Origin of the sequence: Rhodococcus tukisamuensis NBRC 100609 (genome assembly GCF_001894985.1) — a bacterium.
Taxonomy (GTDB): Bacteria; Actinomycetota; Actinomycetes; order Mycobacteriales; family Mycobacteriaceae; genus Rhodococcus_G; species Rhodococcus_G tukisamuensis.
This window is the reverse complement of record NZ_BCXG01000022.1, coordinates 47761-71562: the sequence shown is the minus strand read 5'-3', so window position 1 is coordinate 71562 and position 23802 is coordinate 47761. Positions and strand designations below refer to the sequence as shown.

Below are 23802 nucleotides of genomic sequence, written 5' to 3'. Positions count from 1 at the left end.
GTCCTTACACTCGAGCGACTCGGCGTCGGCAGATCGGGGGAGCACGCGGATGATCTATCGACTGCTCGGACCGCTCGAGGTGGCTCGCGCCGACACCGGCGAGCAGGCTCTCGATCTGGGACCGCGGAAGCAACGCACGGTTCTCGCGGTCCTGCTGCTCAGCAGGGGACGCGTGGTGTCCACCGATCGCCTGATCGACGCCCTGTGGCGGGACGAGGCTCCCGCGAGCGCGATGGCGAGCCTCCAGGCGTACATCTCGAATCTGCGACGGGCGCTCCGCGGTGCGAGCGGCGACACGTCGCCCATCGTGCGTCAACCGCCCGGGTACGTTCTCGACGTCTCGGCCGACCAGGTCGACCTGTCCACCTTCCTCGCGGACGCGGAGGCCGCGCGAGGGTTCGCGGAGGCCGGCGAGTGGGACAGCGCGTTGACGACGGCCGATCGAGCGTTGGTCACGGTGCGGGGCCGACTGCTCGAGGACCTGAGCGACGAACACTGGATGCAGGCGGAAGGTGCGGCCTTCGACGAGGCGCGGACCGAGTGCCGGGAGACCCGGATCACCGCGCTCCTCGCCCTGGGACGCCTGCCGCCTGCGCTCGTCGAGGCTGCTCAGTTGGCCGGCGAATTTCCGTTTCGAGACCGGACCTGCTGGCTCCGGATGCTCGCGTCGCACCGGGCCGGCCGGTCGTCGGAGGCGTTGGAACAGTTCCGGCTGCACGCCGACCGCCTGGACTCCGAGTTGGGTCTGGTGCCGGGCGCCGAGCTGCAGGCCCTTCAGGGGGCGATCCTGCGGCATGACCCGAGTCTGGCGGCCTGGCCTCGGACCCCCGGATGGACGGGGGCAGAGAAGGTTCCGGTGCCAGATCCGTCGTTCACGGGCACGGCCGGACCGGGCGAGGCCGGCGCTGCGGCGCCGCGGCGGGTGTTCGTCGGGCGCGGAACCGAGACCGAGATGGTCGAGCGCATGCTCGACGACGTCCGCCACGGCGCGAGCCGGTGGTTGGTCCTGACCGGACCCGCCGGGATCGGCAAGACCCGGTTCGCGGAGGAGTGTGCGGCGAGAACCGTGTCGGTCGGGGGAACCGCGGTGTGGGCTCGTTGCCCGGAGGACGACGGTGCCCCGGCGTGGTGGCCGATCCGTCGGATGGTGACTGAGGTCGGTGGCGACGGGGACACGGTGCTGATCCCACCGACCGATGTCGATCCGGACGAGGCGCGGTTCGCCGTGTACGAGCGGGTGCTGGCGGCGATCGAGTCCGCGGCGGAGGGCACACCCGCGCTGACCGTCATCGTCGACGACATCCAGTGGGCCGACCCGACGTCGCTGCGGTGCCTGACGTATCTGGTCGGCGCACTTCGCGACCGCCCCGTGTGGTTCGTGGTGACGGTCCGCGACTCCGAGATCGGGACAGTCGTACCCCGGTTCGTGGACTCGGTGCTTCGAGGGGAGGGCAATCGGCACATCGCGGTGCCGGCACTGGCCGAGAACGAGGTCGACACACTGGCCAGCTATGTCGCCGGCGAACAACTGAGCCCGGTCGAGGTGCGCATGCTCGCGGACCGGACCGGAGGTAACCCGTTGTTCGTCTCCGAGTACGCGCGACTGCCCCGGGACGAGCGTCTCGGCGACGGGATACCCATGGCCGTCCGCTCGGTTCTGGGCCGCCGACTCGCGGCCGTGGAACCGGCGGTGCTGCAGGTCCTTCGGGTTGCGGCCGTCCTCGGTGACGCGGTCGAGGTGGACGTCCTCGCCGCTGCCACCCGGCTCGACACGGACACGCTGGCCGACTACCTCGACGATGCGGCCGACGAACGAATCATCGTGTCCGCCCCCGGATCCGGTGGGTACGTCTTTGCCCACGGGCTGCTTCGGGACGAGGTACTGGCGGCCATACCGGCGTTGCGTCGACAACGTATCCACGCGCGCGTGGCCGAGGTGCTGGCGGCCTCGTCCGATGCCGACCGATCGAGCCGGCGGGCCCAGCACCTGTGCTCCGCACTGCCGTTGGTGGATCCGCGCGAGGTGCTCGACGCCTGCACGGCCGCCGCCCGAGAGGCGACGGAGCGGTGGAGTTCCGAGACCGCGGCGCACTGGTGGGAGGCCGCGGTGCAGGCCTTCGACCTGCTGCCCGCGTCGGAGCAGTCCGCGGGCGACCGCGACGACCTGCTGGTGGCCCGGGTTGAGGCGCTGGCGAGGGCCGGTCGCGGGCAGACAGTCCTCGACGTTGTCGATGCCGGTCTGCTCGATGCGGTGCGGGAGGGGCGGACGTCGGCCGCCGGGAGACTGGCCGCGGCTCTGCTGCGGGCGGCCGGCGCGTGGCCGTGGGTGTCGTACGGCCGCGATCCCGGCCCGCTGCTCGAGCGCCTCGCCGCACTGGAGTTGTTCGTCGAATCCGATCCGGTCGCGCATACGCGGGTCCTCGCTGCACTCGCCGTCGGCAGCTGCTATCACCCGAATTCGGCGGTGCCCGACGAGATGAGCCGTCGGTCACTCGAGCTTGCTCGCAACCACGGTGATCCCGATGTGGTGGCCGATGCACTGCTGGGACGGATACTCCTCTTCTCGGGTGTGGCACGCCGCAGTCGTGAATCCGTCGAGTTGTTGACCGAGCTTCTCCGACTGCCACACCAGCAGTCGCGGGTCGACGATGTCATTGCGCACACCGTCGCGTCCATGACGCAGTTGAATCTCGCCGATACCGAGGCCGCCGCCGCGCACGTGCGCCAGGGCATCATCGGTTGCGACCTGTTGCGCCTACCTGTGGTTCGAGTCCAGCTGCGATGGATGGAGGGCACGCTCGCGGAATGGCGCGGTGATTTCGAATGGACCGCGCGACAGTACGACACGGCGCGGCAGATTCACCTGAAGACCGAGCTGTACACCGCGGGCAGTGACGATCTCGCCCTGAACAGTCTGAAGTGGGCGCAGGGTGAGCTGGCCGACACGGTGCCCGGCTTCGTCGAACCGAGGGCCTGGGACATCGCGATCGCGGCGGCGAGGGGGGACCGGCGGGCCGCGGCCGACGGTATCGCGCGATGGACGTCGGATCCGGGACCGAACGTGTGGACCACGCTGGGACATCAGACATTGATCGCCCACGTGATCGCCGACCTGTCCCTGACCGAGTACGGCGACCTGTTCCTCGGACTCCTCTCGCCCTTCGCCGACCGGATCGCGAACGTCGGGCAGGTGGGAGTCATCGGTGCGGTGGCGGAAGCGTCCGCGCGTCTGCACGCGATGCTCGGCCGGATCGAGCACGCATCGACGTTGCTCGACCGCGCGGAGGAGATCTGCTCCAGAACCTCCGGCGCCCCGACCCTCCTGCGGTGCAGGCTGCTTCGCGCGCAGCTCATGTCCGCCTCCGCCGACCGCACCCGGGTGTTGGCCGCCGTGGTCGACGAAGCCGAACACCGCGGTATGCGGGCGGTTGCATCGCAGGCGCGCTCGCTCCTCGACTGAGCCAGGCCGTCGGGCTTGGCGAAACCTTGGATCCGTTCGGATCTGCGCGCCAAGAACCCGCCAAGTGGTTTCGGCCATCGTTTCCTCACCGCCCGAGAGCGGAACACGAGAGGAAGCCCCAGATGGACCTTCAGGCCCCCACGATCGATGCGGCAGTCGAGAACCTGCGCGCCCTCGTCTCCGGATCGGTCGCGCTCCCCGGAGAACCCGGATACGAGTTGGCAACGCCGTGGAACCTGGCAGTGCCGGTGTCCCCGCGGGCGGTGGTGGCGGTGGCCGACGCCGGCGACGTGGTCGCCACCGTTCGGTTCGCGGCCGAGCACGGAATGCGGGTCGCCGTCCAACGCACCGGCCACGGCGCCGTCGCGCTGGACGGTGACGTCCTCCTCGTCCACACCGGACGGCTGGACGAGTGCGTCGTCGATCCCGGCACCCGCAGCGCCCGGGTCGGTGCGGGCGCCATCTGGCAGGACGTCATCGACTCCGCCGCGCCCCACGGACTGGCGCCGCTGACCGGATCGTCCGCGACCGTCGGGGTCGCCGGCTTCCTGACCGGCGCGGGGATCGGCCCGCTGGTGCGGACCTACGGTCTGTCCTCCGACCATGTGCGGGCGTTCGACGTCGTCACCGGCGACGGCGAGTTCCTGCGAGTGACACCCGACGAGCATGCCGAGCTGTTCTGGGGCCTGCGCGGAGGCAAGGGCACGCTGGGGATTGTCACGGCGGTCGAGATCGACCTGCTGCCGCTCACCGATGTCTACGGCGGCGCGCTCTACTTCGACGGTGCCGACGTCGCCGCCGTGGCGCACGCGTGGCTCGACTGGTGCAGCGACCTGCCCGAGCACAGCTCGACGTCGATCGCCTTCCTGCAACTTCCCGCGCTGCCGCAGGTGCCGCCGCCGCTCGCCGGGCGACTGACGCTGGCGGTCCGCTTCGCAAGCGTCGCGCCCGCCGGCGAGGCCGAGTCGCTCGTTGCCCGTCTACGCGGCGTGGCGACTCCGCTGATCGATGCCGTGGACGTGCTGCCTTGCGTGGCGATCTCGGCGATCCACGCGGACCCGGTCGACCCGATGCCCACGCACGAGTTCAGTGGGCTGACCCGAGACCTGCCACACGAGGCCGTCGACGCACTGCTCGCGGTCGCCGGCCCGGGCTCCGGCTCGCCGCAGACCGTCGTCGAGCTGCGCCTGCTCGGTGGCGCATTGGCCCGAGAGCCCCGGCACCGCAGCGCCTTCTGCCATCGCGACGCGTCGTTCGCGCTGCTGGCAGTCGGAGTTCTGGCTCCGCCGAACGCGGGCGCGGTCGTCGACCACGCCCACGTCATCGGGCGGGCGTTGGCTCCCTGGACCACCGGGCGCACGCTGCCCAACTTCGCGGCGACCGCCGACCCCGAGCGGATTGCCCGGTGCTACGACGAGGACACCGCGCACTGGCTCGGCGCCCTGGCGAACGAGCACGACCCGGACGGCGTGCTGCGGGTCGGCCAGGTCATGCGCAGACCGCTGTGAACACCCGTTTCCGGCCCGCGCGACCCAGACAATTCGAGAGGCACACCATGAGTAGATCCCGGACCGTTCTCTGCACGGCAGTCGCCGCCTGCGCTGCACTGACACTCGGCGGGTGCGCGGCACCGTCGACACCGCACGCGCACGGCGGGGCGGTCAGCCCGGGTCCCGTCGCGGCGGGAACCCTGCCGGGGGCGGAAAGTCCTCTGGGCCAGGGGACGTCACGGACCTACGTGGTCAGCGACAACGACGGGAACCCCACCGAGGTCGGTATCCGGATCTCGGCGGCCGCACTCGAGGGACTGCCGGACGGCCCGGACGCGACCAGCCAGATGTCGATGCTCGCGCTGCCCGAGGGCGCGCCCGGGACCGGCTTCGACCACGTCATGCTGGACTGGAATCCGCACGGTCACGAGCCCCAGGTGCTTTTCGGCAAGCCACATTTCGACATGCACTTCTACACGGGCGCCGTGCAGGGCGACATCGACCCGGCCGCACCGGACTTCGCCGAGCGGGCCGCCAGGATGCCTGCGGCGAAGTACATTCCGCAGGGGTACGTGCCGCCGCCGGGACCCGCGGCCGCCAACACCGTGCCGTTCATGGGACTGCACTGGACCGACGCCGCCGACGCCGCCCTTCCGGGTTCCTTCGACTTCACCGAGGTGCTGATCAACGGGTCGTGGGACGGGAAGTTCACCTTCATCGAACCGATGATGACCCGGGAGTGGTTGAGGACCAAGCCGTCGCTGCGCGAGGACGTGAAGCAGCCGGCGTCGTACCAGAGTGACGGCTACTACCCGACGGTCTACTCGGTCGACTTCGACGATCAGGCAGGCGAGTACGTCATTGCGCTCGGTGGCCTGACGATGCGTCAGGCGTCGTAAAACCGGTACCGGGGCACGGACTCACACCGGTAGCATCCCGCCATGGCCATCCCACATCCCCACGTGTACTTCGGCGACCGGATCGTCGACGCCGCTCAGGCTTCTCTCGGCATCGCGACCTCGGCTGTGCTGTACGGCCTGAGCGTCTACACCGTTTTCCCGGTGCACGTCGACGGCTCGGCACGCTCGGCCTTCCGGTTGCGGGACCACTACCGACGCCTCGTCGAGTCGTGCCGGATCATCGGCATGGACACCTTCGAGGCGGACTGGGACTACGGGCGGTTCGTGGCCGCGGCCACCGAGGTGGTGGCGGCGAACGGGCCCGAGGCGGACGCATTCGTGCGGGTCAGCGTGCACGTCGACGAGTCCATCCCCGGTACCCGGGTGCGCGGCTGCCACACCCTGGTGAGCATGTTCGTCTACGACGCGGTGCCGATCGTGCCGCAGCATGGGATGCGCCTGAAGACCAGCACCTGGCGCCGCATCCCCGACGACGCGATCCCGTCCCGGGCGAAGGTCAACGGGGCGTACGTCAACTCGGTGCTGGCCAAGCAGGACGCCATCGACGCCGGTTACGACGACGCCATCTTCCTCGACGGCAACGGTCACGTTTGTGAGCTCAGCGCCGCCAACATCTTCCTCGTCCGCGACGACACGCTGATCACCCCCGACGTCTCGTGCGACATCCTCGACGGCATCAACCGGCGCACGGTGCTGACGCTCGCGGCCGAGGACGGCATCGAGGTCGTGGAGCGGACCGTCGACCTCACCGAGCTGTACATCGCCGACGAGGTGTTCGTCACCGGCACCTCGGCGGGCGTCGCCCCGGTCGTCGAGGTCGACGGTCGCCGGGTGGGTTCGGGCGTGCCGGGACCGGTGTGCGAGGCGTTGCGCAAGCGGCACGCCGCGGTGCTGCGGGCCGACCCGGCGCACGGCTGGGTCACCGCGATCTGACGGTTCGGCCCGCCCGCGCGGACCGGCGGACTGGCCCCGCGGGTGTCAGGGGAGCGGGAACTTCGTGGCAATGATCGAATCCCGGTCGGAACCGTCGTGGCCGATCATCCACGAGCCGCCCTGCCGCTCGCAGTCGGCGATCTTGTCGAAGATCCGCAGCAGGAAGTAGATGGAGTCGTCGGGGGTGGGAGTGAGCGCCAGCTGATGTGACTCGCCGTGACGGGCCATGTCGAGCCACACGCCGGACTGCCCGTCCAGTCGCATCCCGACGACGTGCGCGCTGTCGACGAACTGGTACCGGCGTTCCTGCCATGGCGTGCCGTGCGGGTACCCCTGCTCGAGGACCTGGATCAGTATGGTCATCGTCGCGCTCCCGATGTAGTCGACAGTCGCCATTATTCCGCTGGTCAGGGCGACAAATCCAGTGCCGGCGCGGCCTGTCTGCGGCGGGTGATTGGATGGTGCGGTGGTGCACGCGCTCTGGACTCCCGGCTCGGGCCTGCTGCTGTGGCGAGACGCGGGTGCGGCCGAGCCGGACCTCGACACGGACGAGCTGCCCGAGGCGCTGCAGCGGGCGCTCGCCCGCAAGTTCCGCCACCGGGTCACCGTCTCGCTGCCCAACGGCGACGGCACCCTCGCCGACGTCACGGTGCCCGCGCTCGCCCTGGCGCCGGACGCCGCGGCGGAACTCCTGCTGAACCTGTCGCTCGGCCCGGTCGCCGGTGCGGCCGCGGTCTCCGGTGACCTCCGCTTCCTCGCCCACGTCGCGCGGGGCATCCACCGGTGGTCGCGGGCGGGCCGGGTGGTGCCGGACCTGCAGCGCGCGGACGGCCAGTGGTGGGTGCGCTGGCAGCTGGTCGGCGGCGAGCGGCAGCGTGCCTGGGTCTCCGAACTCGCCGTCGCCATGCCCCCGGTGCTCCGGGTCTCCGGCGGCGGACGGAAGGCGCTCGAAGACCTGATCTTCGAACTCACCGACCCGATCGTCCGGCGGATGCTCGGCAATCAGTCCGCCGCCCACCCCGGTGCGCACCCGATGCTGCTGGCGCTGGCCACCGAGACCCCATTCGAGGAGGGCACCCAGCAGATCGCCAACGAGCTGCAGCAGTGGCGCAGCACCCTCGCGGTCGACGAACCCGAACTGGTGCTGCGGCTGATCGAACCCGAGGACGACGGTGCAGACCAGGCCGGGCCGGCGGGCGCCGCGGACGGCCAGGACCCCGATCCGCTGTGGCGTCTCGAGGTCTGCCTGCGCCCGACCGGGGAGGCGCCGGTCCCGGTTCCGGTCCACCTCGCCGACCCCGACGCGGTCCGGATGGGGATGCGCAAGCTCGGCGAGGCGATGACCGCTTACCCCCGGCTGCGCGGACTGCCGTCGGACCCCCGCAACCTCGACCTGCTGCTCCCGCTCGCCGTGGTCACCGACCTGGTCGCGCACGGTGCCCGCGAGCTCGCCGAGGCCGGCATCACCATGCTGCTCCCGCGCGCCTGGAGCGTGGTCGCCCCGTCGCTGCGGCTGCGGGTCACCAGCCCGTCGGTGCTGGTCGACACCGACGACCGGGCGGTCGGGCTGAACCAGTTGGTGGCCTACAACTGGGAACTCGCGCTCGGCGACGTCGTACTCACCTCCAACGAGATGGCGGAGCTGACGCGCACCAAGTCCGACCTGGTGAAGCTGCGCGGGCAGTGGGTGCAGGCGCAGGGCGGCGCGCTCGCGGACGCCATCGCCTACGTCACCAGGCGCGGCTCCGGGGACGACTCGACCCTGGCCGACCTGCTCGGCGAGCTCGCGGTCCACGACGCGCCGCCGATCCCGGTCGACGAGATCACCTCCACGGGTTGGGTTGCGGGCCTTCTGGATTCGGACGTCGCGCCGGTGAGGATCCCCGTCCCGCCCGGACTCGAGGCGACGCTGCGCCCCTACCAGCGGCGCGGCCTGGACTGGCTCGCGTACATGAGCGGCCTCGGCCTCGGCGGCATCCTCGCCGACGACATGGGCCTCGGCAAGACCGTGCAGCTCCTGGCGCTGCTGGCCCACGAGCAGGCCACCGGCGCCGAGGGGCCGACGCTGCTGGTGTGCCCGATGTCGGTGGTCGGCAACTGGCAACGCGAGGCCGCCCGCTTCACCCCGGGCCTGCGGGTCCACGTCCACCACGGCGCGGACCGGCTGCGCGGGGACGACCTCGGTGCCGTCGTCACCGGACACGACCTCGTGGTCACCACCTACGCGCTGCTCGCGAGGGACGTGGAGGTGCTGCGCGAGTTGCATTGGCGCCGAGTGGTTCTCGACGAGGCGCAGCACATCAAGAACTCCGCGACCGCGCAGGCCCGGGCGGCCCGGGCCGTCCCGGCGGCGCACCGGCTGGCGCTGACCGGCACCCCGGTCGAGAACCGGCTCGACGAGCTGCGCTCGATCCTGGACTTCGCGAACCCGAGGATGCTCGGCAGCCCGCAGCAGTTCCGGGCCCGCTTCGCCATTCCCATCGAGCGCTCGCAGGACAAGGCGGCGCTGGCCCGGTTGCAGGCCGTCACCTCGCCGTTCGTGCTGCGCCGGGTGAAGACCGATCCCGAGGTGATCTCCGACCTGCCCGAGAAGTTCGAGATGACGGTGCGCGCCAACCTCACCGCCGAGCAGGCCGCGCTCTACAAGGCGGTGCTCGACGACATGATGGCCAAGCTGAAGGACAAGGAGGGCGTCGCCCGCAAGGGGGCGGTGCTCGCCGCGCTGACCCGGCTCAAGCAGGTCTGCAACCACCCCGCGCACTTCCTCGGTGACGGCTCGTCGGTGCTGCGACGCGGCCGGCACCGGTCGGGGAAGCTCGGCCTGGTCGAGGACATCGTCGACTCGGTGCTCGCGGACGGCGAACGGGTGCTGCTGTTCACCCAGTTCCGGGAGTTCGGGGCGATCGTCGCCCCGTACCTGGCCGAACGGTTCGGCACCGAGGTGCCGTTCCTGCACGGCGGCGTCACGCGCGGCCGGCGGGACGCGATGGTCCACGACTTCCAGGCGGGCGGCAGCTCCGCGCCGATCATGCTGCTCTCGCTCAAGGCGGGCGGCACCGGCCTCAACCTCACCGCCGCCAACCACGTCGTGCACCTGGACCGGTGGTGGAACCCGGCGGTGGAGAACCAGGCCACCGACCGGGCGTTCCGGATCGGGCAGCGCCGCGACGTGCAGGTCCGCAAGCTGGTCTGCGTCGGCACCCTGGAGGAACGGATCGACGCGATGCTCGGCAACAAGGCGGAACTGGCCGACCTCGCGGTGCAGACCGGGGAGAACTGGATCACCGAGATGAGCAACGAGGAACTACGCGCACTGATGACGCTCGGCGACGAGGCGGTGGGGGAATGACCGGAACGCGACGCGGCGGGGACTTCGGCCAGTTCGGCCGGCCCCGACGGGCGAGCGGCGGCGTCACGGCGGTGTCACGCCGCGGGGCCTTCGCCCAGTCCTGGTGGGGCCGGGCGCTGGTGACCTCGATGGAACGAATCTCCGACCCGGGCCGGCTGGCGCGGGGCCGCAGCTACGCGCGCGCCGGTCAGGTGATCAGCTTCCGGGTCGCACCCGGTGCAGTGGTCGGGGAGGTGCAGGGCAGCCAGGTGGACCCGTTCACCGCGACGTTCACGCTGCGACGCCTCGAGCCCGAGACGGTGGACGCGCTGGTCGACCGGGTGCGGTCCACCCCCGGCATGCTGGCCGCGCTGGCGTCGGGCTCGGTCCCGCGGGAACTGGCGGACCTGTTGCTGCCCACCGAGTCCGGCGAGCTGGACTTCGGCTGCACCTGCCCCGACCAGGGCTGGCCGTGCAAGCACGCGGCGGCAATCGTGTACCTCACGGCGGAGCGGCTCGACAACAACCCGCTGGTGATGCTGACCCTGCGTGGTCTGGACCTCGACACCCTGATCCGCGGTCTCGACGACGAGGAGGCGGACCCGGCCCTCGACCTCGACGACTACTTCGGCGACCGGATCGAACTGCCGGCGCTGCCGCAGGCGGACTTCCGACCGGCCCCCGACGACCTCGCCCCGGCGCCGCTGCGCAAGGCGCTGCGGGCGGCCGGGGTCGAGGAACGCGTCGTCGCCGACGCGGCGCACCAGCTGGCCGGCTACTACCGCGCGCTCGGCGGGGAGTAGCCGGCCGGCCGGGTCAGCGCTGCGAGGAGATGTTGCCGCCGTCGACCACCAGCTCGCTCGCGGTGATGTAGCTGGCCTCGTCGGAGAGCAGGAAACGCACCGCCCGGCCGACCTCCTCGGGCCGGCCGAGGCGGCCGAGCAGGATGCGGCGCTCGAACGTGCCCTCGGGCAGCAGGTCCACGGTGGGCTGCAGCATCGGGGTGAGGATCTGTCCGGGCGAGACGCAGTTGATGCGGATCCCGTCCGGGCCGAGTCGGTCCGCGAGCGAGCGGACCATGGCCAGCATGCCGCCCTTGGCGGCGCTGTACACCGGGTTGATCGCGTTGCCGAGGGTGGCGTTGATCGAGGCGATGCCGACGACCGCCGAGCCCGGGTTCGCGGTGAAGTCCGGCATCAGCTCCTTGACCAGCAGGATCAGCGGACGCAGGTGGGTGTTGATGCCGAGGTCCCAGACGTCGACCGTGACGCCCTCGAGCGAACCGGTGTCCACGACGCCGGCGGCGTGCACCAGGCCGCCGATCTTCGGCAGTGCCGCGCGCGTGGTCGCCAGGGCGTCGGCGTAGAGCGCGGGGTCGCTGAGGTCGACCCCGACACCGATCGCGTCGACACCGAACTCGGCGGCGATCTCGGCCGCACCGGACTTGGCCCTGGTCTCGTTGATGTCCCACAGGGCGACGGGGCGACCGGCCTCGGCGAGCGCGCGGGCGGACGCCAGGCCGATGCCGGAGGCGCCGCCGGTGACGATCACCGCGGTGGTGGGGGAGGCGAGGTTGGAGACGGGTGATTCAGGCATGTCCCGACACTCCGCCAGCCCCGGGGGGTGGCGCAATCCCCGCTTCCCACTGAGCGGCCACGGCAACCCTAGACATACATGGACATCCAACTATAGGATGGCAATGTATTCAGACAGTGCTGCGCGACGACGCCGCGGGCTTCCTCATGAGGACGGGTTGAAGAAAATGGTTCGTGAGCTAACTCATTTCATCGGCGGCAAGGCCGTCGCAGGCACCTCCGGCAAGTTCGGTGACGTCTTCGACCCGAACACCGGCCAGGTCCAGTCCCGGGTGCCGCTGGCCAGCAAGTCCGAGGTCGAGGCCGTCGTCGCCAACGCGGCCGAGGCGCAGCGCGAGTGGGCGGCGTTCAACCCGCAGAAGCGGGCCCGCGTGTTGATGAAGTTCGTCGCGCTCGTCAACGACGAGATGGACTCGCTCGCGGCGCTGCTCTCCTCCGAGCACGGCAAGACCATCCCCGACGCCAAGGGCGACATCCAGCGCGGCCTCGAGGTGATCGAGTTCGCCATCGGCATCCCGCACCTGCTCAAGGGCGAGTACACCGAGAGCGCCGGCACCGGCATCGACGTCTACTCGATGCGTCAGCCGCTCGGCGTCGTCGCCGGCATCACGCCGTTCAACTTCCCGGCGATGATCCCGCTGTGGAAGGCCGGTCCGGCGCTGGCGTGCGGCAACGCGTTCGTGCTCAAGCCGTCCGAGCGGGACCCCTCGGTGCCGCTGCGGCTCGCGGAACTGTTCCTCGAGGCGGGCCTGCCCGCCGGCGTGTTCAACGTCGTCAACGGCGACAAGGAGGCCGTCGACGCGCTTCTGCACGACCCGCGCGTCAAGGCGGTCGGCTTCGTCGGCTCCACCCCGATCGCGCAGTACATCTACGAGACCGCCACCGCCAACGGCAAGCGCGCGCAGTGCTTCGGCGGCGCCAAGAACCACGCCATCGTGATGCCCGACGCGGACCTCGACGACGTCGCGGACCAGCTGATCGGCGCCGGCTACGGTTCCGCCGGCCAGCGCTGCATGGCCATCTCGGTGGCCGTGCCGGTCGGCGAGGAGACCGCGGACAAGCTGGTCGAGAAGCTCACCGAGCGGGTGCACAAGCTCAACGTCGGAAAGTCGGACGAGAAGGGCGTCGACTTCGGCCCGCTCGTCAGCGCGGACGCCGTGAAGCGAGTCCTGGACTACACCCAGATCGCGGTCGACGAGGGCGCCGACGTGGTCGTCGACGGCCGCGAGCAGAAGATCGAGGGGGCGGGCGACGGATTCTTCGCGGGCGCAACGCTGCTCGACCGGGTGACCAAGGACATGCGGGTGTACAAGGAGGAGATCTTCGGACCCGTGCTGCTCGTCGTCCGCGCACACGACTACGAGGAGGCCCTCGCGCTGCCGTCGGACCACGAGTACGGCAACGGCGTCGCGATCTTCACCCGCGACGGCGACACCGCCCGCGACTTCGCGAGCCGTGTCGAGGTCGGCATGGTCGGCATCAACGTGCCGATCCCGGTGCCGATCGCGTACCACACCTTCGGCGGCTGGAAGGCCTCCGGTTTCGGGGACCTGAACCAGCACGGCCCGGACTCGATCCGCTTCTACACCAAGACCAAGACGATCACCCAGCGTTGGCCCTCCGGCACCAAGGAGCACGCCACGGACCACTTCGTCATCCCCACGATGGACTAGGACAGACATGTTCACCCTCACCGATGACGAGCGGGCGATCTGCGACACCGCTCGCGACTTCGCCGCGGAGTGCCTGGCGCCCAACGCAGTCGAATGGGACCAGACCAAGCACTTCCCGGTCGACGTGCTGCGCAAGGCAGCCGCGCTCGGCATGGGCGGGATCTACATCCGCGAGGACGTGGGCGGCTCGGGCCTGACCCGGCTCGACGCCGTCCGCATCTTCGAGCAGCTCGCCACCGGCGACCCGTCGCTCGCCGCCTACGTGTCCATCCACAACATGGTCACCTGGATGATCGACTCCTACGGCACCGACGAGCAGCGTCACCAGTGGGTGCCCGGGCTGTGCTCGATGGACCAGCTCGGCAGCTACTGCCTCACCGAGCCCGGTGCCGGTTCGGACGCGGCGGCCCTGAGCACCAAGGCGGTTCGCGACGGCGACGAGTACGTGCTCACCGGGGTCAAGCAGTTCATCTCCGGCGCCGGCACCTCCGACGTCTACGTGGTGATGGCCCGGACCGGCGCGGCCGGCCCGAAGGGCATCTCCGCGTTCGTCGTGCCGCGGGAGTCCGCCGGGCTCTCGTTCGGCGCCAACGAGAAGAAGATGGGCTGGAACGCACAGCCCACCCGCCAGGTCATCCTCGACGAGGTGCGGGTGCCCGCGGCCAACCTCCTCGGCAACGAGGGCGACGGCTTCAAGATCGCGATGTCCGGGCTGAACGGCGGCCGGCTCAACATCGCCGCCTGTTCGGTCGGCGGCGCGCAGGCGGCGCTGGGCAAGGCGGTCGACTACCTGGCCCAGCGCAAGGCATTCGGCGAGGCGCTGCTGGGCTCGCAGGCCCTGCAGTTCCAGCTCGCCGACATGCGCACCGAGCTGGAGGCGGCGCGGACCCTGCTGTGGCGGGCCGCGGCGGCGCTCGACGAGAACGCCCCCGACAAGGTCGAACTGTGCGCGATGGCCAAGCGCTTCGCCACCGACACCGGCTTCGAGGTGGCCAACCGGGCACTGCAGATGCACGGCGGCTACGGCTATCTCGCCGAGTACGGGCTGGAGAAAATTGTCCGCGATCTGCGTGTGCACCAGATTCTCGAGGGCAGCAACGAGATCATGAGGGTTGTCATCGCGCGCGCGGTCGTCGGCTCGGCCGGCCCCGCGTGAGCGGACCGATCGATTCGACAGGAGTAAAGAGAGTGCAGGCAGTGAGCGAGCCCATCGGCGAGCCGGAGGTCCTGGTCGAGGTGTCCGGCGGCCTCGGCCGGCTGGTCCTCAACCGACCCAAGGCGATCAACGCGCTCAACCACAACATGGTGCGGCAGATGGCGTCCGCGCTGATCGAGTGGGGCGACGACGACTCCGTGCACGCCGTGGTGCTGACCGGCGCGGGGGAGCGCGGCCTGTGCGCGGGCGGCGACATCGTCTCGATCTACCACGACGCCAGGACCGGCGGCGACGGCTCGCGCGACTTCTGGCGTGACGAGTACGTGCTCAACGCGGCGATCGCGGCCTACCACAAGCCGTACGTGGCGATCATGGACGGCATCGTGATGGGCGGCGGTGTCGGCGTCTCCGCGCACGGCAGCGTCCGCATCGTCACCGAGCGCTCGATGATCGGGATGCCCGAGGTGGGCATCGGATTCGTCCCGGACGTCGGCGGCACCTACCTGCTCTCCCGGGCCCCGGGCGAGTTGGGCACCCACATCGCGCTGACCACCGCCCGGCTCAGCGCGGGCGACGCCCTCTACTGCGGACTGGCCGACCACTTCGTCCCGTCCGACCGGCTGGACGCCTTCGTCGCCGCCCTCTCCGGCGGCGCCGTCGTGGACGCGGTGGCCGAGTTCGCCGAGCCCGCACCGGAATCCGCCCTGCAGGCGCAGCGCGAGTGGATCGACGCCGCCTACTCGGCGGACACGGTCGAGGAGATCGTCGCGCGGCTGCGTGCCGACGGGTCGCCGGACGCCGCCGCCGCGGCCGAGCAGGTGCTCGCGAAGTCGCCGACCGCGGCCAAGGTGACGCTGCGGTCGCTGCGGCAGGCCCGCGGGCAGACCAGCCTCGAGGCCGTGCTGAACGAGGAGTACCGAGTGTCGTCGGCGTGCCTGGCGTCCCACGACCTGGTTGAGGGGATCCGCGCGCAGGTGGTGGAGAAGGACCGCAACCCGAAGTGGTCGCCGGCGACGCTCGAGGAGGTCACCGCCGAGCAGGTGGACGGCTTCTTCGCGGCACTCGGCGACCTCGAACTCGGGCTGCCCGAGGACGCGGCGCCGACGCGCGCCAGTGAACTGAGCACGCAGTGAACCACAATGTTGGGGAAGGAAATCAGATGAGCGCCGCAGAAAACCTCCGGATCGGGTTCGTCGGGCTCGGGCACATGGGCGGCCCGATGGCCGCGAACCTGGCCAAGTCCGGCTACGAGGTGGTCGGCTTCGACCTGGCACCCGCCGCGCTGGAACAGGCTCGGCGCGACGGCATCACGATCGCGGACTCCGCCAACGACGCGGCCGCCGGTGCCGACGTGGTCGTCACCATGCTGCCGAGCGGCAAGCACGTCCTCGACCTGTACGCCGGCGGGCTGCTCGCGGCGGCGACCCCGGGCACGCTGTTCATCGACTCGTCCACCATCGACGTGGCGGACGCCCGCGCCGCCCACGACCTCGCCGTCGCGGCGGGGCACCGCTCGGTGGACGCCCCCGTCTCCGGCGGTGTGGTCGGTGCCACGGCAGGCACCCTCGCATTCATGGTCGGCGGCTCGGACGAGGACTTCGAGTCGGCCCGGCCGCTCCTGGACGTGATGGGCCGAAAGGTGGTGCACTGCGGCGGTCCCGGCGTCGGTCAGGCCGCCAAGATCTGTAACAACATGATTCTCGGCGTCTCGATGATCGCCATCAGCGAGGCGTTCGTGCTGGGCGAGAAGCTCGGCCTGAGCAACCAGGCGCTGTTCGACGTCGCCTCCAATGCCTCGGGCCAGTGCTGGGCACTGAGCACCAACTGCCCGGTTCCGGGTCCGGTGCCGACCAGCCCCGCGAACAACGACTACCAGCCCGGGTTCGCCGCGGCGCTGATGGACAAGGACCTGGGCCTGGCCGCGAACGCGCTGCGCAGCAACGGCGTTCCCGGCGAGCTCGGCCTGCGCGCCGCCGAGATCTACTCCCGCTTCCACCAGGAGACGGGCGGCGGGCTGGACTTCTCCGCCATCGTCACCGACATCCGCAACCGTGCCAACGAGGAGAACGCGTGAGCGACTTCGAGACCATCCTGCTCGACAGGCGCGGACGCGTCGGTGTCATCACCCTGAACCGCCCGAAGGCACTCAACGCCCTCAACGCCCAGCTGATGGGCGAGGTGGTCGCGGCGGTCGAGGAGCTCGAGCAGGACCCGGAGATCGGCGCGATCCTGATCACCGGCTCCGAGCGGGCCTTCGCGGCGGGCGCGGACATCAAGGAGATGCAGCCGAAGACCTTCGCCGACGTCTACGCGGAGGACCTGTTCACGCAGTGGGACCGGCTCTCCGCGGCCCGCAAGCCGATCGTCGCTGCGGTCGCCGGCTACGCCCTCGGCGGCGGCTGCGAACTGGCGATGCTGTGCGACTTCATCATTGCCGCGGACACCGCTAAGTTCGGCCAGCCGGAGATCAAGCTCGGCGTCATCCCGGGAATCGGTGGCTCGCAACGGTTGACGCGCGCGGTCGGCAAGGCGAAGGCGATGGACCTGTGCCTGACCGGGCGCAACATGGACGCCGAGGAGGCCGAGCGCGCGGGCCTGGTCGCGCGGATCGTCCCGGCCGCGGACCTGCTCGACGAGGCGCTGAAGGCCGCGACAACCATCGCCGAGATGTCGCTGCCCATCGCGATGATGGCGAAGGAGGCGGTGAACCGCTCGTTCGAGACCACCCTCGCGGAGGGCGTCCGGTTCGAACGTCGGGTGTTCCACTCGACCTTCGCGACCGCCGACCAGAAGGAAGGCATGGCCGCCTTCATCGAGAAGCGGGCGCCGAACTTCAGCCACCGCTGACCGGCCGGCCGCCGGTCCGGCTCGTCACCGAGTCCGGCCGGCGGTTACCAGCCCCGGGTGCCGACCGCAGAGTCGGCGGCGGCGAGGATCACCGCACCCCGCGCCGACACCGCGGCCGGCTCCGGGGCGGCCGCGACCGGGATGCGCAGCGCCGACTCGAGTTCGGCCTGCAGTGAGGGCACGCCGGCCCCGCCGCCGAGCAGCACCACCAGCGACGGCGCCGTCCGCGACTGCGTGGCCATGGTGCGCAGCAGCGACGCCGAGTGCGCCACCACCGGACGGACCAGCGCCGCGAGGTCGTTGTTCGTCACCACCGTGCAGGCGCCGGTGTCCGGGTCCGCCACCGTCGTCAGCCGCTCGGCCGCGAGCCTCTCCTTGACGTCCCGGCACACGGCAAGGTCCAGACGGATCCCGTTGCCCGCCACATGGTCCTGTAGCAGCCGGTCGAACTGGTCGCCGCCGACCACGGCGCTGCGCCGCGAGGCGAGCACCTCGCCCGACGCGCTGTCGGCCACGCACAGTGACAGCCCGGAGCTGCCGACGTCGTAGAGGGCGACCGTGCCGGTGCGCGGCAGCAGCCCGGTGAACCTGAGGTACCGCAGCTGCGCGGAGGTCTCGGTGAACACCCGGACGTGCTGCCGGGTGGTGGTGGCGGTGGCGTTCTCCACCACGAACGGGTCGATGCCGGTGCGCAGGGTGACCGCGGTGGCGCCGACGAGGTCGCCCTGGTCGACCGCGGCGGCCCGCAGGGTGCGGATCGCGGACATCACCGGTTCGCCGACGTCGGCTCCGGGCCGGCGCCGGACGTCGCAACGCGCCATCGGCTCGCGATGGGGGCGATCGGAATGGGCCAACACCGCCCGGGCCCCGCTCGCGCCTGCCGACACCCCGAGAACCAGCACCAACCTAGAACTCCTCGCCTGTCATGTCACCACTTGGTGGGTGCGTCCCCGGTGTCGAAGTCCCCGGCCTCGCGGCGGAGCTCGGCGAGGATGCGCACAAGGGTGTTCAGTTTATCCGCGGACAGGCCGGGCTGAGCGAACACCTGCGAGTTGAGCTGCTCGGTGGCCCGCAACGCCAAATCGCGTCCGGCCTCGGTGATTTCGATGAGCGTCGCGCGGCGGTCGCTCGGGTGCGGCATCCGGCGGACCAGGTGCGCGGCCTCGAGCCGGTCGACGGCGTTGGTGACGCTGGTGGGGTGGACCTGCAGTCGCGCACTGGCCTTGGCCATCGGCAGCGCGCCGCTGCGGGTGAACGTCAGCAGCGTCAGCAGTTCGTACCGGGAGAAGGTCAGGCCGCTCGGCTTGAGCACCTCCTCGACCCGGGCCATCATGATCTGCTGCGCGCGCATCAGGGAGGTGACCGCGGCCATGCCGTCGGCGACCTCGCCCCAGCCGTGCGCCTCCCACTGGCGGTGGGCCTCCTCGATCGGGTCGAGTGGGAGCGGTTGCGGGCGCGACATACTCGCCATCATCCCACGAGGAGGCAGCTCCGCTGCTCGTGCGCGGTTGCCGGGTCTGGGGACCCCCGGTAGTCGCGCACGAGCTCGCAGAGCCTGTGGGGCTGGATCAGGCCGGTGGCAGGTGGCCGGTCAGGCGGTCGGCGCGCTGCCGCAGCAGCACGTCCGCCCGCTCCCGGTCGGTGTAGATCCAGAACTCGCCGGCGGCCAGGCCGTCGAACAGCGCCTCGGCGGCAGCGTCGGGGGTGACGCCACGCTCGCGGAGGAAGGTGAGCATCCGCCTCCGCACCGCGTCGCCGGCGGGACCGTCGGCGCCCGCGTTGGCGTAGATGGCGGTGTCGACCGGGCCGGGCAGCAGGGCGGCGACCGTGATGGGGGACTCGGCCAGTTCCAACGCCAGGCACTCGGTCAACGCGAGCGCCGCGTGCTTGCTCGCGACGTACGCGGCCTGGGCGGGCATCGTGGTCACCGCGCCGATCGAGGCTGTGGTGACGACGGTGGCGGGGGTGCCGGCGGCCAGCATCCGCGGCACGAAGGCGCGGACCCCGTGGAAGACCCCGCCGACGTTGACGCCGAGGACCCGGTCGAAATGGTCGGGCTCGAGTTCCCACAGGCGCCCGGTGCTCTCGATGCCGGCGTTGTTGACCAGCAGTCGCACCGCCCCGAAGCGTTCGGCGGTCGCGGCGGCGAGGTGTTCGACGTCCGCGGCCCGGGTGACGTCGCAGCGGACGGCGAGCACCTCGGTGCCCGCGTCGGAGAGCTCGGCGGCGACGCGGTCGAGGCCGGCGCCGTCGAAGTCGGCCAGTACCAACCGCATCCCGAGCGTCGCCGCCCTGCGGGAGACGGCGGCGCCGATTCCGGAGGCGGCGCCGGTGACCACCGCGGTCGTGCCCGTCAGGTCCCGCAGGTCGAGAGCAGTCATGCCCGCACGGTAGGCGAGGGTGCGTCGACGCGGCAGCGTGTGCTCCCTGTCAGCGGGAGAGTGGGCGATCGGTGGTGGCCGGCCGGGTAGCGTGCGAGCCGAAGGAGTGATCGTGACCGAACCCAGCACGCCGTGGCGCCAGCACCGTCTGATCCACTTCGTCTTCTTCCTGATGGGCGCCGAGCTGTTCCTGAGTTCGCCGCTGCTGCCCAAGATGTCGGAGGACTTCGGCACGTCGATCGCGCGCACCGCGTGGGTGGTCACCGCGTTCGGTCTGTCCTACGCCATCGCCAGTCCACTGGTCGGGGCGCTCACCGAACACCTGCCGCGTAAGCGGGTGATCCTCTCCGGCATTGCGGTGTTCATGACCGGTGAGCTGCTGTGCGCGGTCGCGCCGTCGCTGGGCTGGCTGATCGGCGCCAGGGTGGTCGGCGGCGTCGGCGGTGCCCTGATCGGGCCGGCGATGTGGGCCTATCTCGCGGAGACCGCGCTGCCCAGCCATCGGGGGAAGGCGATCGCGTTCGGCGCGTCCGCGTACGCCGGTGGCCAGATCATCGGCGTGCCGCTGGCGACCTTCGTCGCGTCCGGGTCCAGTTGGCGCCTGGCCTTCGCCGCGGTCGCCGCGGGCCTCGCCGTCGCCGGCACGCTGATCTGGCTGCGGCTGAGGGAATCTCGGTCGGTCGCCGCGGCGGCGCCGAGGAGTCCCGCGGCCGCGCTGCGGTCGTCGTTCGGCCTGTGGCGGGTGCGGGTGTTCCGGACGATCATGGCCGGAAACTTCTTCCTCCAGGCGGCCCGGCTGGGTACCTACGCGTACGCGGGCGCGCTGTTCGCGTCGAGGTTCGGCTTCTCCACCGCGGTGCTCGGCCTGGTCGGCGCGCTGGTGGGCATCGGGTCGCTGGTCGGGTCGCTGGCCGCGGGCCCGCTGGTGGACTGGTGGTCGTCGAAGGGGCGTCACGTGCCGGTGCTCAACGTCGGCTGGGGCCTGCTGCTCGCGGCGGCCCTGGCCGTGGCGACGACGGCGTCGAGTTGGCAGCTCGCCCTGGCCGGCTTCGTGCTCGCGTTCTTCTCCGGGACCGGGTTCTTCAGCTCGGCACAGGTGTACCTGACGACGGTGATGGCGGAGCGGCGCGGCGCGGCGGTGTCCTGGAACAACTCGGTGCTGTACGTCGGCAGTGGCGCCGGTACCGCGGCGCTCGGCCTCACGGCGCTGGGTGGGCAGGCCTTCGCGGCGCTGTCGGTGGTGTTCGCGCTGTGCACAGTGGGGTTCAGCGCCCGGTTGGCGTGGGCGCGGCCGTGAGGGCGAGTGGGGCGGATCGGTGCTGAGATAGCTGGATGGACATCGACCTCGCCGGAATGACCGTGCCGGAATTACTCGGGCTGTGGGCAACGAGCATGGACGAGCTGAAATCACGCGAACTGATCCGGACTAACAACAATCCGGTGGGAGATCTCGCCGAGGCGATCGCGTTTGCGCATTACGGCGGTGAGCGGGGGACGTTCAGCCAGAAGGGCTGGGACATTCGCACCCCCGACGGTGAGCGCATCCAGGTGAAGGGGATGCGGCGCACTTCCGGCAACAAGCGAACTGCTCTTGGTGCAATCCGAGATGCCGATTACGAAGCTCTGCTCGTGGTCATTTTCGACGTGGATTTCAATATTGCCGAGTCGTTCACGATGCCCCGTCACGCAGTCGAGTCTCAGTTCGCACGGAGCAACCACGTCAACGGGATAATCCCGCGCCTGTCGAAGGCGTTGCTGGCGAGCGAGATGATCACAGCGATTGACCTGCAAGATGCCTACCGGCGAATCAGTACACCGCGGGCAGAGTAGCGGCGGCCGTGACGGCGAGGTTTTCAATCACGCTGAGCCGAAACCTGTTCGGCGCGGCGGCCGATCGGCACAGTTCGTAGTCGATGCGGGTGTGGCTGAGTGGTCAGGCACCGGTCTGCAAAGCCGTTCACACGGGTTCGAATCCCGTCATCCGCTCGAGAAATCGGGGCCGGCCAGCTGTGGTCGGCCCCGATTCCTGTTGTGCAGGTGAGCTGTAGGTTTCGGACCTACTTGTCCGAGCAACCTGGGGTTTTCGCGACCTTTCGCGACACTTCAAGCGCCGATCGACGAGACCTTCGCGCGGAAGATCTGGGCGCCGCGCTGCCCGAGCACTACGCGAGCAGCACCCCGCTCCCGGCCGGCGAACCGCAGGAGGCACAATGCCTCGCGCGGGCATTGCGGTCCGGCAGCGGAGATGGCGAGCAGGTGTATCGCCTGAGCGAGCTCGGGGTCGCGTCGGTCGCCCTGAACCCGATGCCGCTCCCGCTGGGGAAGGTGAACTATGAGCGTTGATTTCGACGAGCTGGAGCTGCGCCTGATGCGTAGATTCCTGGACAGTGCGTCCGCGACCGAGTGGCTGCTGACGGCACTCACGATGAACTACGACGGCAAGTCCGAGCTGATCGCGTGGATGGCCGCGCATCCGCGGCTCGACAGGGCCACCGCGGCCGCCCTGTACTGGTACTCCCAGCCCGGCTACTACCAGAGGTTCCGCAGTGAGGCCGATGTCCCGCCGGTCAATCGCGCGGGATGGACGAACCTGCATGCGCTGCAGGACCGGGTCGCCTCCGGCACGGTGGCGGCAGCCGGCGCTTCGTTCGACCCGGCGAACGACCTCTCGACGCCGACCGGGAATCCGAAGCACCCCGGCCAGGACTGGACGGCGGAAGCGCTGGGCGCACAAGACGATCCGGGATGGCTGATCCCTCCGGTGATGTTCGAGTCCGTCACCGGAGACGACGTCGACATCCGTGGATACGCGGAGTCCAACGGATGGGGCGAGGGGATGCCGCCCGCTGTGCTCGAGGAACTCGAGGCGGCATGGCAGGCCGAAGATGAGGACGACGAATGATGACGCGCAATCCAGTTGGTGCGCTTTCGCTTCCGATGGTCGGCGCGAGGAAGGACGGCGCGGCGTGAGTAGCTACGAGGAAGTCGAGAACTCCGTTCGTGATTATGCAACCCGCGCTACTGCCCAGGCGCAGGTCGCGTTCGGGATCGCGGTCACGCGGGAGTTCCTCACCGCCGATGGCGTGGCAGCGGCCGCGGCAGCAGAGCTGACGGACGCCGGAGCAGGCGCCGTCAGCGCGGCCGCAGACGGAGCGGGTACGGCGTCCGCCGAGCAGCTTCGGGCATGGATCGTGGAGATCGACGAGGGCGACCTTTCGGATGGCGACATGGATCCGGACCTCCTGCGCGCGATCACCGCGCTGGAGGCGTGGGCCGCCTATCTGGAGGAACGATCGTCGGAGCGGATCGCCGCACTCGGCATCGCACTGCTCGAGGAGGCGGACTTCCGGGCGAGTGGGGCGCCGTTGGACGACTTCCTCGCGCCGCCGGAGACTCGGCAGGCGTTCGAGCGGATTCGTGCGGCGCTCACCGAGCCGGCGATTCACGGCAGCGGGTCGTAGGCCGTGTTCGAGAACAGCATCACGATCGATGCTGCGGACAGATCGGCTGTCCGGCGGGCGTTCGTCGATGCGGCGGTGTCGCGTCGCCTTCGGGTCACAGGCATGATCGCGCTCCCGATCGCGCTGGTCGTCGGCATTGTGCTGGCGGTGTCGGGTCGCCCCGTCGGGGTGTTCGCATTCGGGGTGATCGCAGCCCTCGCGCTGCTGCTTGTCGTCCTCGTGGGCGTCCTTCGTCGCGTTGCCGCGAAGGCGGTCGAAGACGGCATGAGTGTCGGATCGATTCTCACGGTGCGGATCGATGCGGACGGGCTGGGGTTGGATGGCAGGTTCGGCTCATCGCGTGCGCCGTGGAATTCGCTCTCCGGCGCGGTGCGCATCAAGGACGGCATCGTGTTTCGGAACATGGCGGGGAAGGCGGCGTTCTTCGTGCCAGGTCGCGCGCTCGACGACAGCGCACTCGCGCTGGCGCAGGAGTACATCGACGGGGATCGGACAAGGGCCGGAGATGAGTGACGAGGGCCGCGATCAGGCGTGGCGTGACGAACTGGAGTGCGTCGC

Annotated in this window: 22 protein-coding genes and 1 tRNA gene; 18 read left to right on the top strand and 5 right to left on the bottom strand. The window is 70.5% G+C overall.

Features of this window, described 5'->3' with window-relative positions:
* Nucleotides 1-49: 49 nt before the first annotated feature.
* From RT2_RS19475 to RT2_RS19460, 4 genes are all read left to right on the top strand, one after another.
* On the top strand, nt 50-3460 hold the full coding sequence (locus RT2_RS19475) for an ATP-binding protein (RefSeq protein ID WP_083577499.1): 3411 nt from the start codon (nt 50-52) through the stop codon (nt 3458-3460).
* A gap of 122 nt (nt 3461-3582) precedes the next feature.
* Nucleotides 3583-4968: an FAD-binding oxidoreductase gene (locus RT2_RS19470; RefSeq protein ID WP_072846452.1), complete on the top strand. Its 1386-nt coding sequence runs from the start codon at nt 3583-3585 to the stop codon at nt 4966-4968.
* Nucleotides 4969-5198: 230 nt separating this feature from the next.
* Nucleotides 5199-5849 (top strand): DUF5602 domain-containing protein, encoded by a 651-nt coding sequence (locus RT2_RS19465; protein WP_245709527.1) that lies wholly within the window; start codon nt 5199-5201, stop codon nt 5847-5849.
* Between the two features lie 42 nt (nt 5850-5891).
* Nucleotides 5892-6803, top strand: coding sequence for an aminotransferase class IV (locus RT2_RS19460; RefSeq protein ID WP_072846450.1), 912 nt, complete (start codon nt 5892-5894; stop codon nt 6801-6803).
* A 45-nt stretch (nt 6804-6848) separates the two neighbouring features.
* Here RT2_RS19460 and RT2_RS19455 read toward each other — a convergent pair whose 3' ends face one another.
* The gene (locus tag RT2_RS19455; RefSeq protein WP_072846472.1) at nt 6849-7166 is read right to left on the bottom strand and encodes a hypothetical protein; all 318 of its coding nucleotides are present in this window, start codon (nt 7164-7166) and stop codon (nt 6849-6851) included.
* Between the two features lie 103 nt (nt 7167-7269).
* Here RT2_RS19455 and RT2_RS19450 point away from each other — a divergent pair, with 103 nt between their 5' ends.
* Together RT2_RS19450 and RT2_RS19445 are read left to right on the top strand one after the other, a co-directional pair.
* Nucleotides 7270-10152, top strand: a complete 2883-nt coding sequence (locus tag RT2_RS19450) for a DEAD/DEAH box helicase (RefSeq protein WP_072846449.1) — start codon at nt 7270-7272, stop codon at nt 10150-10152.
* Nucleotides 10149-10934 (top strand): SWIM zinc finger family protein, encoded by a 786-nt coding sequence (locus RT2_RS19445; protein WP_072846448.1) that lies wholly within the window; start codon nt 10149-10151, stop codon nt 10932-10934. Before RT2_RS19450 ends, RT2_RS19445 begins: the two co-directional genes overlap by 4 nt.
* Nucleotides 10935-10947: 13 nt before the next feature.
* On the opposite strand, the gene RT2_RS19440 is transcribed toward RT2_RS19445, so the two are convergent.
* The gene (locus RT2_RS19440; protein WP_072846447.1) at nt 10948-11727 is read right to left on the bottom strand and encodes an SDR family NAD(P)-dependent oxidoreductase; all 780 of its coding nucleotides are present in this window, start codon (nt 11725-11727) and stop codon (nt 10948-10950) included.
* Nucleotides 11728-11893: 166 nt separating this feature from the next.
* On the opposite strand from RT2_RS19440, the gene RT2_RS19435 reads away from it, so the two are divergent.
* The 5 genes from RT2_RS19435 to RT2_RS19415 are packed head-to-tail and all read left to right on the top strand — an operon-like array spanning nt 11894 to nt 17402.
* Nucleotides 11894-13399 carry a CoA-acylating methylmalonate-semialdehyde dehydrogenase gene (locus RT2_RS19435; RefSeq protein ID WP_072846446.1) on the top strand — a complete coding sequence of 502 codons (1506 nt, stop codon included), beginning with the start codon at nt 11894-11896 and terminating at the stop codon, nt 13397-13399.
* 7 nt (nt 13400-13406) lie between these two features.
* On the top strand, nt 13407-14555 hold the full coding sequence (locus tag RT2_RS19430; protein WP_072846445.1) for an isobutyryl-CoA dehydrogenase: 1149 nt from the start codon (nt 13407-13409) through the stop codon (nt 14553-14555).
* 41 nt (nt 14556-14596) lie between these two features.
* On the top strand, nt 14597-15688 hold the full coding sequence (locus RT2_RS19425; protein ID WP_245709528.1) for an enoyl-CoA hydratase/isomerase family protein: 1092 nt from the start codon (nt 14597-14599) through the stop codon (nt 15686-15688).
* A gap of 26 nt (nt 15689-15714) precedes the next feature.
* Nucleotides 15715-16629, top strand: coding sequence for a 3-hydroxyisobutyrate dehydrogenase (mmsB, locus tag RT2_RS19420; protein WP_072846444.1), 915 nt, complete (start codon nt 15715-15717; stop codon nt 16627-16629).
* Nucleotides 16626-17402 carry an enoyl-CoA hydratase gene (locus tag RT2_RS19415; protein WP_072846443.1) on the top strand — a complete coding sequence of 259 codons (777 nt, stop codon included), beginning with the start codon at nt 16626-16628 and terminating at the stop codon, nt 17400-17402. The genes mmsB and RT2_RS19415 overlap by 4 nt, the downstream gene beginning before the upstream one ends.
* A gap of 44 nt (nt 17403-17446) precedes the next feature.
* Here the strand turns inward: RT2_RS19415 and RT2_RS19410 are convergent, their stop codons facing one another.
* The 3 genes from RT2_RS19410 to RT2_RS19400 all read right to left on the bottom strand — a co-directional run bounded on the left by RT2_RS19410 (nt 17447) and on the right by RT2_RS19400 (nt 19783).
* The gene (locus RT2_RS19410; RefSeq protein WP_072846442.1) at nt 17447-18223 is read right to left on the bottom strand and encodes a DUF7159 family protein; all 777 of its coding nucleotides are present in this window, start codon (nt 18221-18223) and stop codon (nt 17447-17449) included.
* A gap of 107 nt (nt 18224-18330) precedes the next feature.
* Nucleotides 18331-18864 carry a MarR family winged helix-turn-helix transcriptional regulator gene (locus RT2_RS19405; protein WP_072846441.1) on the bottom strand — a complete coding sequence of 178 codons (534 nt, stop codon included), beginning with the start codon at nt 18862-18864 and terminating at the stop codon, nt 18331-18333.
* Between the two features lie 106 nt (nt 18865-18970).
* Entirely contained in the window at nt 18971-19783 is an 813-nt protein-coding gene (locus tag RT2_RS19400) for an SDR family NAD(P)-dependent oxidoreductase (protein ID WP_072846440.1), read from the bottom strand.
* A gap of 112 nt (nt 19784-19895) precedes the next feature.
* Here RT2_RS19400 and RT2_RS19395 point away from each other — a divergent pair, with 112 nt between their 5' ends.
* The 7 genes from RT2_RS19395 to RT2_RS19370 all read left to right on the top strand — a co-directional run bounded on the left by RT2_RS19395 (nt 19896) and on the right by RT2_RS19370 (nt 23757).
* On the top strand, nt 19896-21080 hold the full coding sequence (locus RT2_RS19395; protein WP_245709529.1) for an MFS transporter: 1185 nt from the start codon (nt 19896-19898) through the stop codon (nt 21078-21080).
* Nucleotides 21081-21115: 35 nt separating this feature from the next.
* Nucleotides 21116-21613, top strand: a complete 498-nt coding sequence (locus RT2_RS19390; RefSeq protein ID WP_072846439.1) for a DUF6998 domain-containing protein — start codon at nt 21116-21118, stop codon at nt 21611-21613.
* A gap of 85 nt (nt 21614-21698) precedes the next feature.
* Nucleotides 21699-21769, top strand: a tRNA-Cys gene (locus RT2_RS26005).
* A 75-nt stretch (nt 21770-21844) separates the two neighbouring features.
* On the top strand, nt 21845-22126 hold the full coding sequence (locus RT2_RS19385; RefSeq protein ID WP_139191299.1) for a hypothetical protein: 282 nt from the start codon (nt 21845-21847) through the stop codon (nt 22124-22126).
* The gene (locus RT2_RS19380) at nt 22116-22685 is read left to right on the top strand and encodes a DUF4274 domain-containing protein (RefSeq protein WP_072846437.1); all 570 of its coding nucleotides are present in this window, start codon (nt 22116-22118) and stop codon (nt 22683-22685) included. The genes RT2_RS19385 and RT2_RS19380 overlap by 11 nt, the downstream gene beginning before the upstream one ends.
* A 64-nt stretch (nt 22686-22749) precedes the next feature.
* Nucleotides 22750-23244, top strand: coding sequence for a hypothetical protein (locus tag RT2_RS19375; RefSeq protein ID WP_072846436.1), 495 nt, complete (start codon nt 22750-22752; stop codon nt 23242-23244).
* 3 nt (nt 23245-23247) lie between these two features.
* A complete protein-coding gene (locus tag RT2_RS19370; protein ID WP_072846435.1) occupies nt 23248-23757 on the top strand; it encodes a YcxB family protein in 510 nt (169 codons plus the stop codon).
* Nucleotides 23758-23802 lie beyond the last annotated feature (45 nt).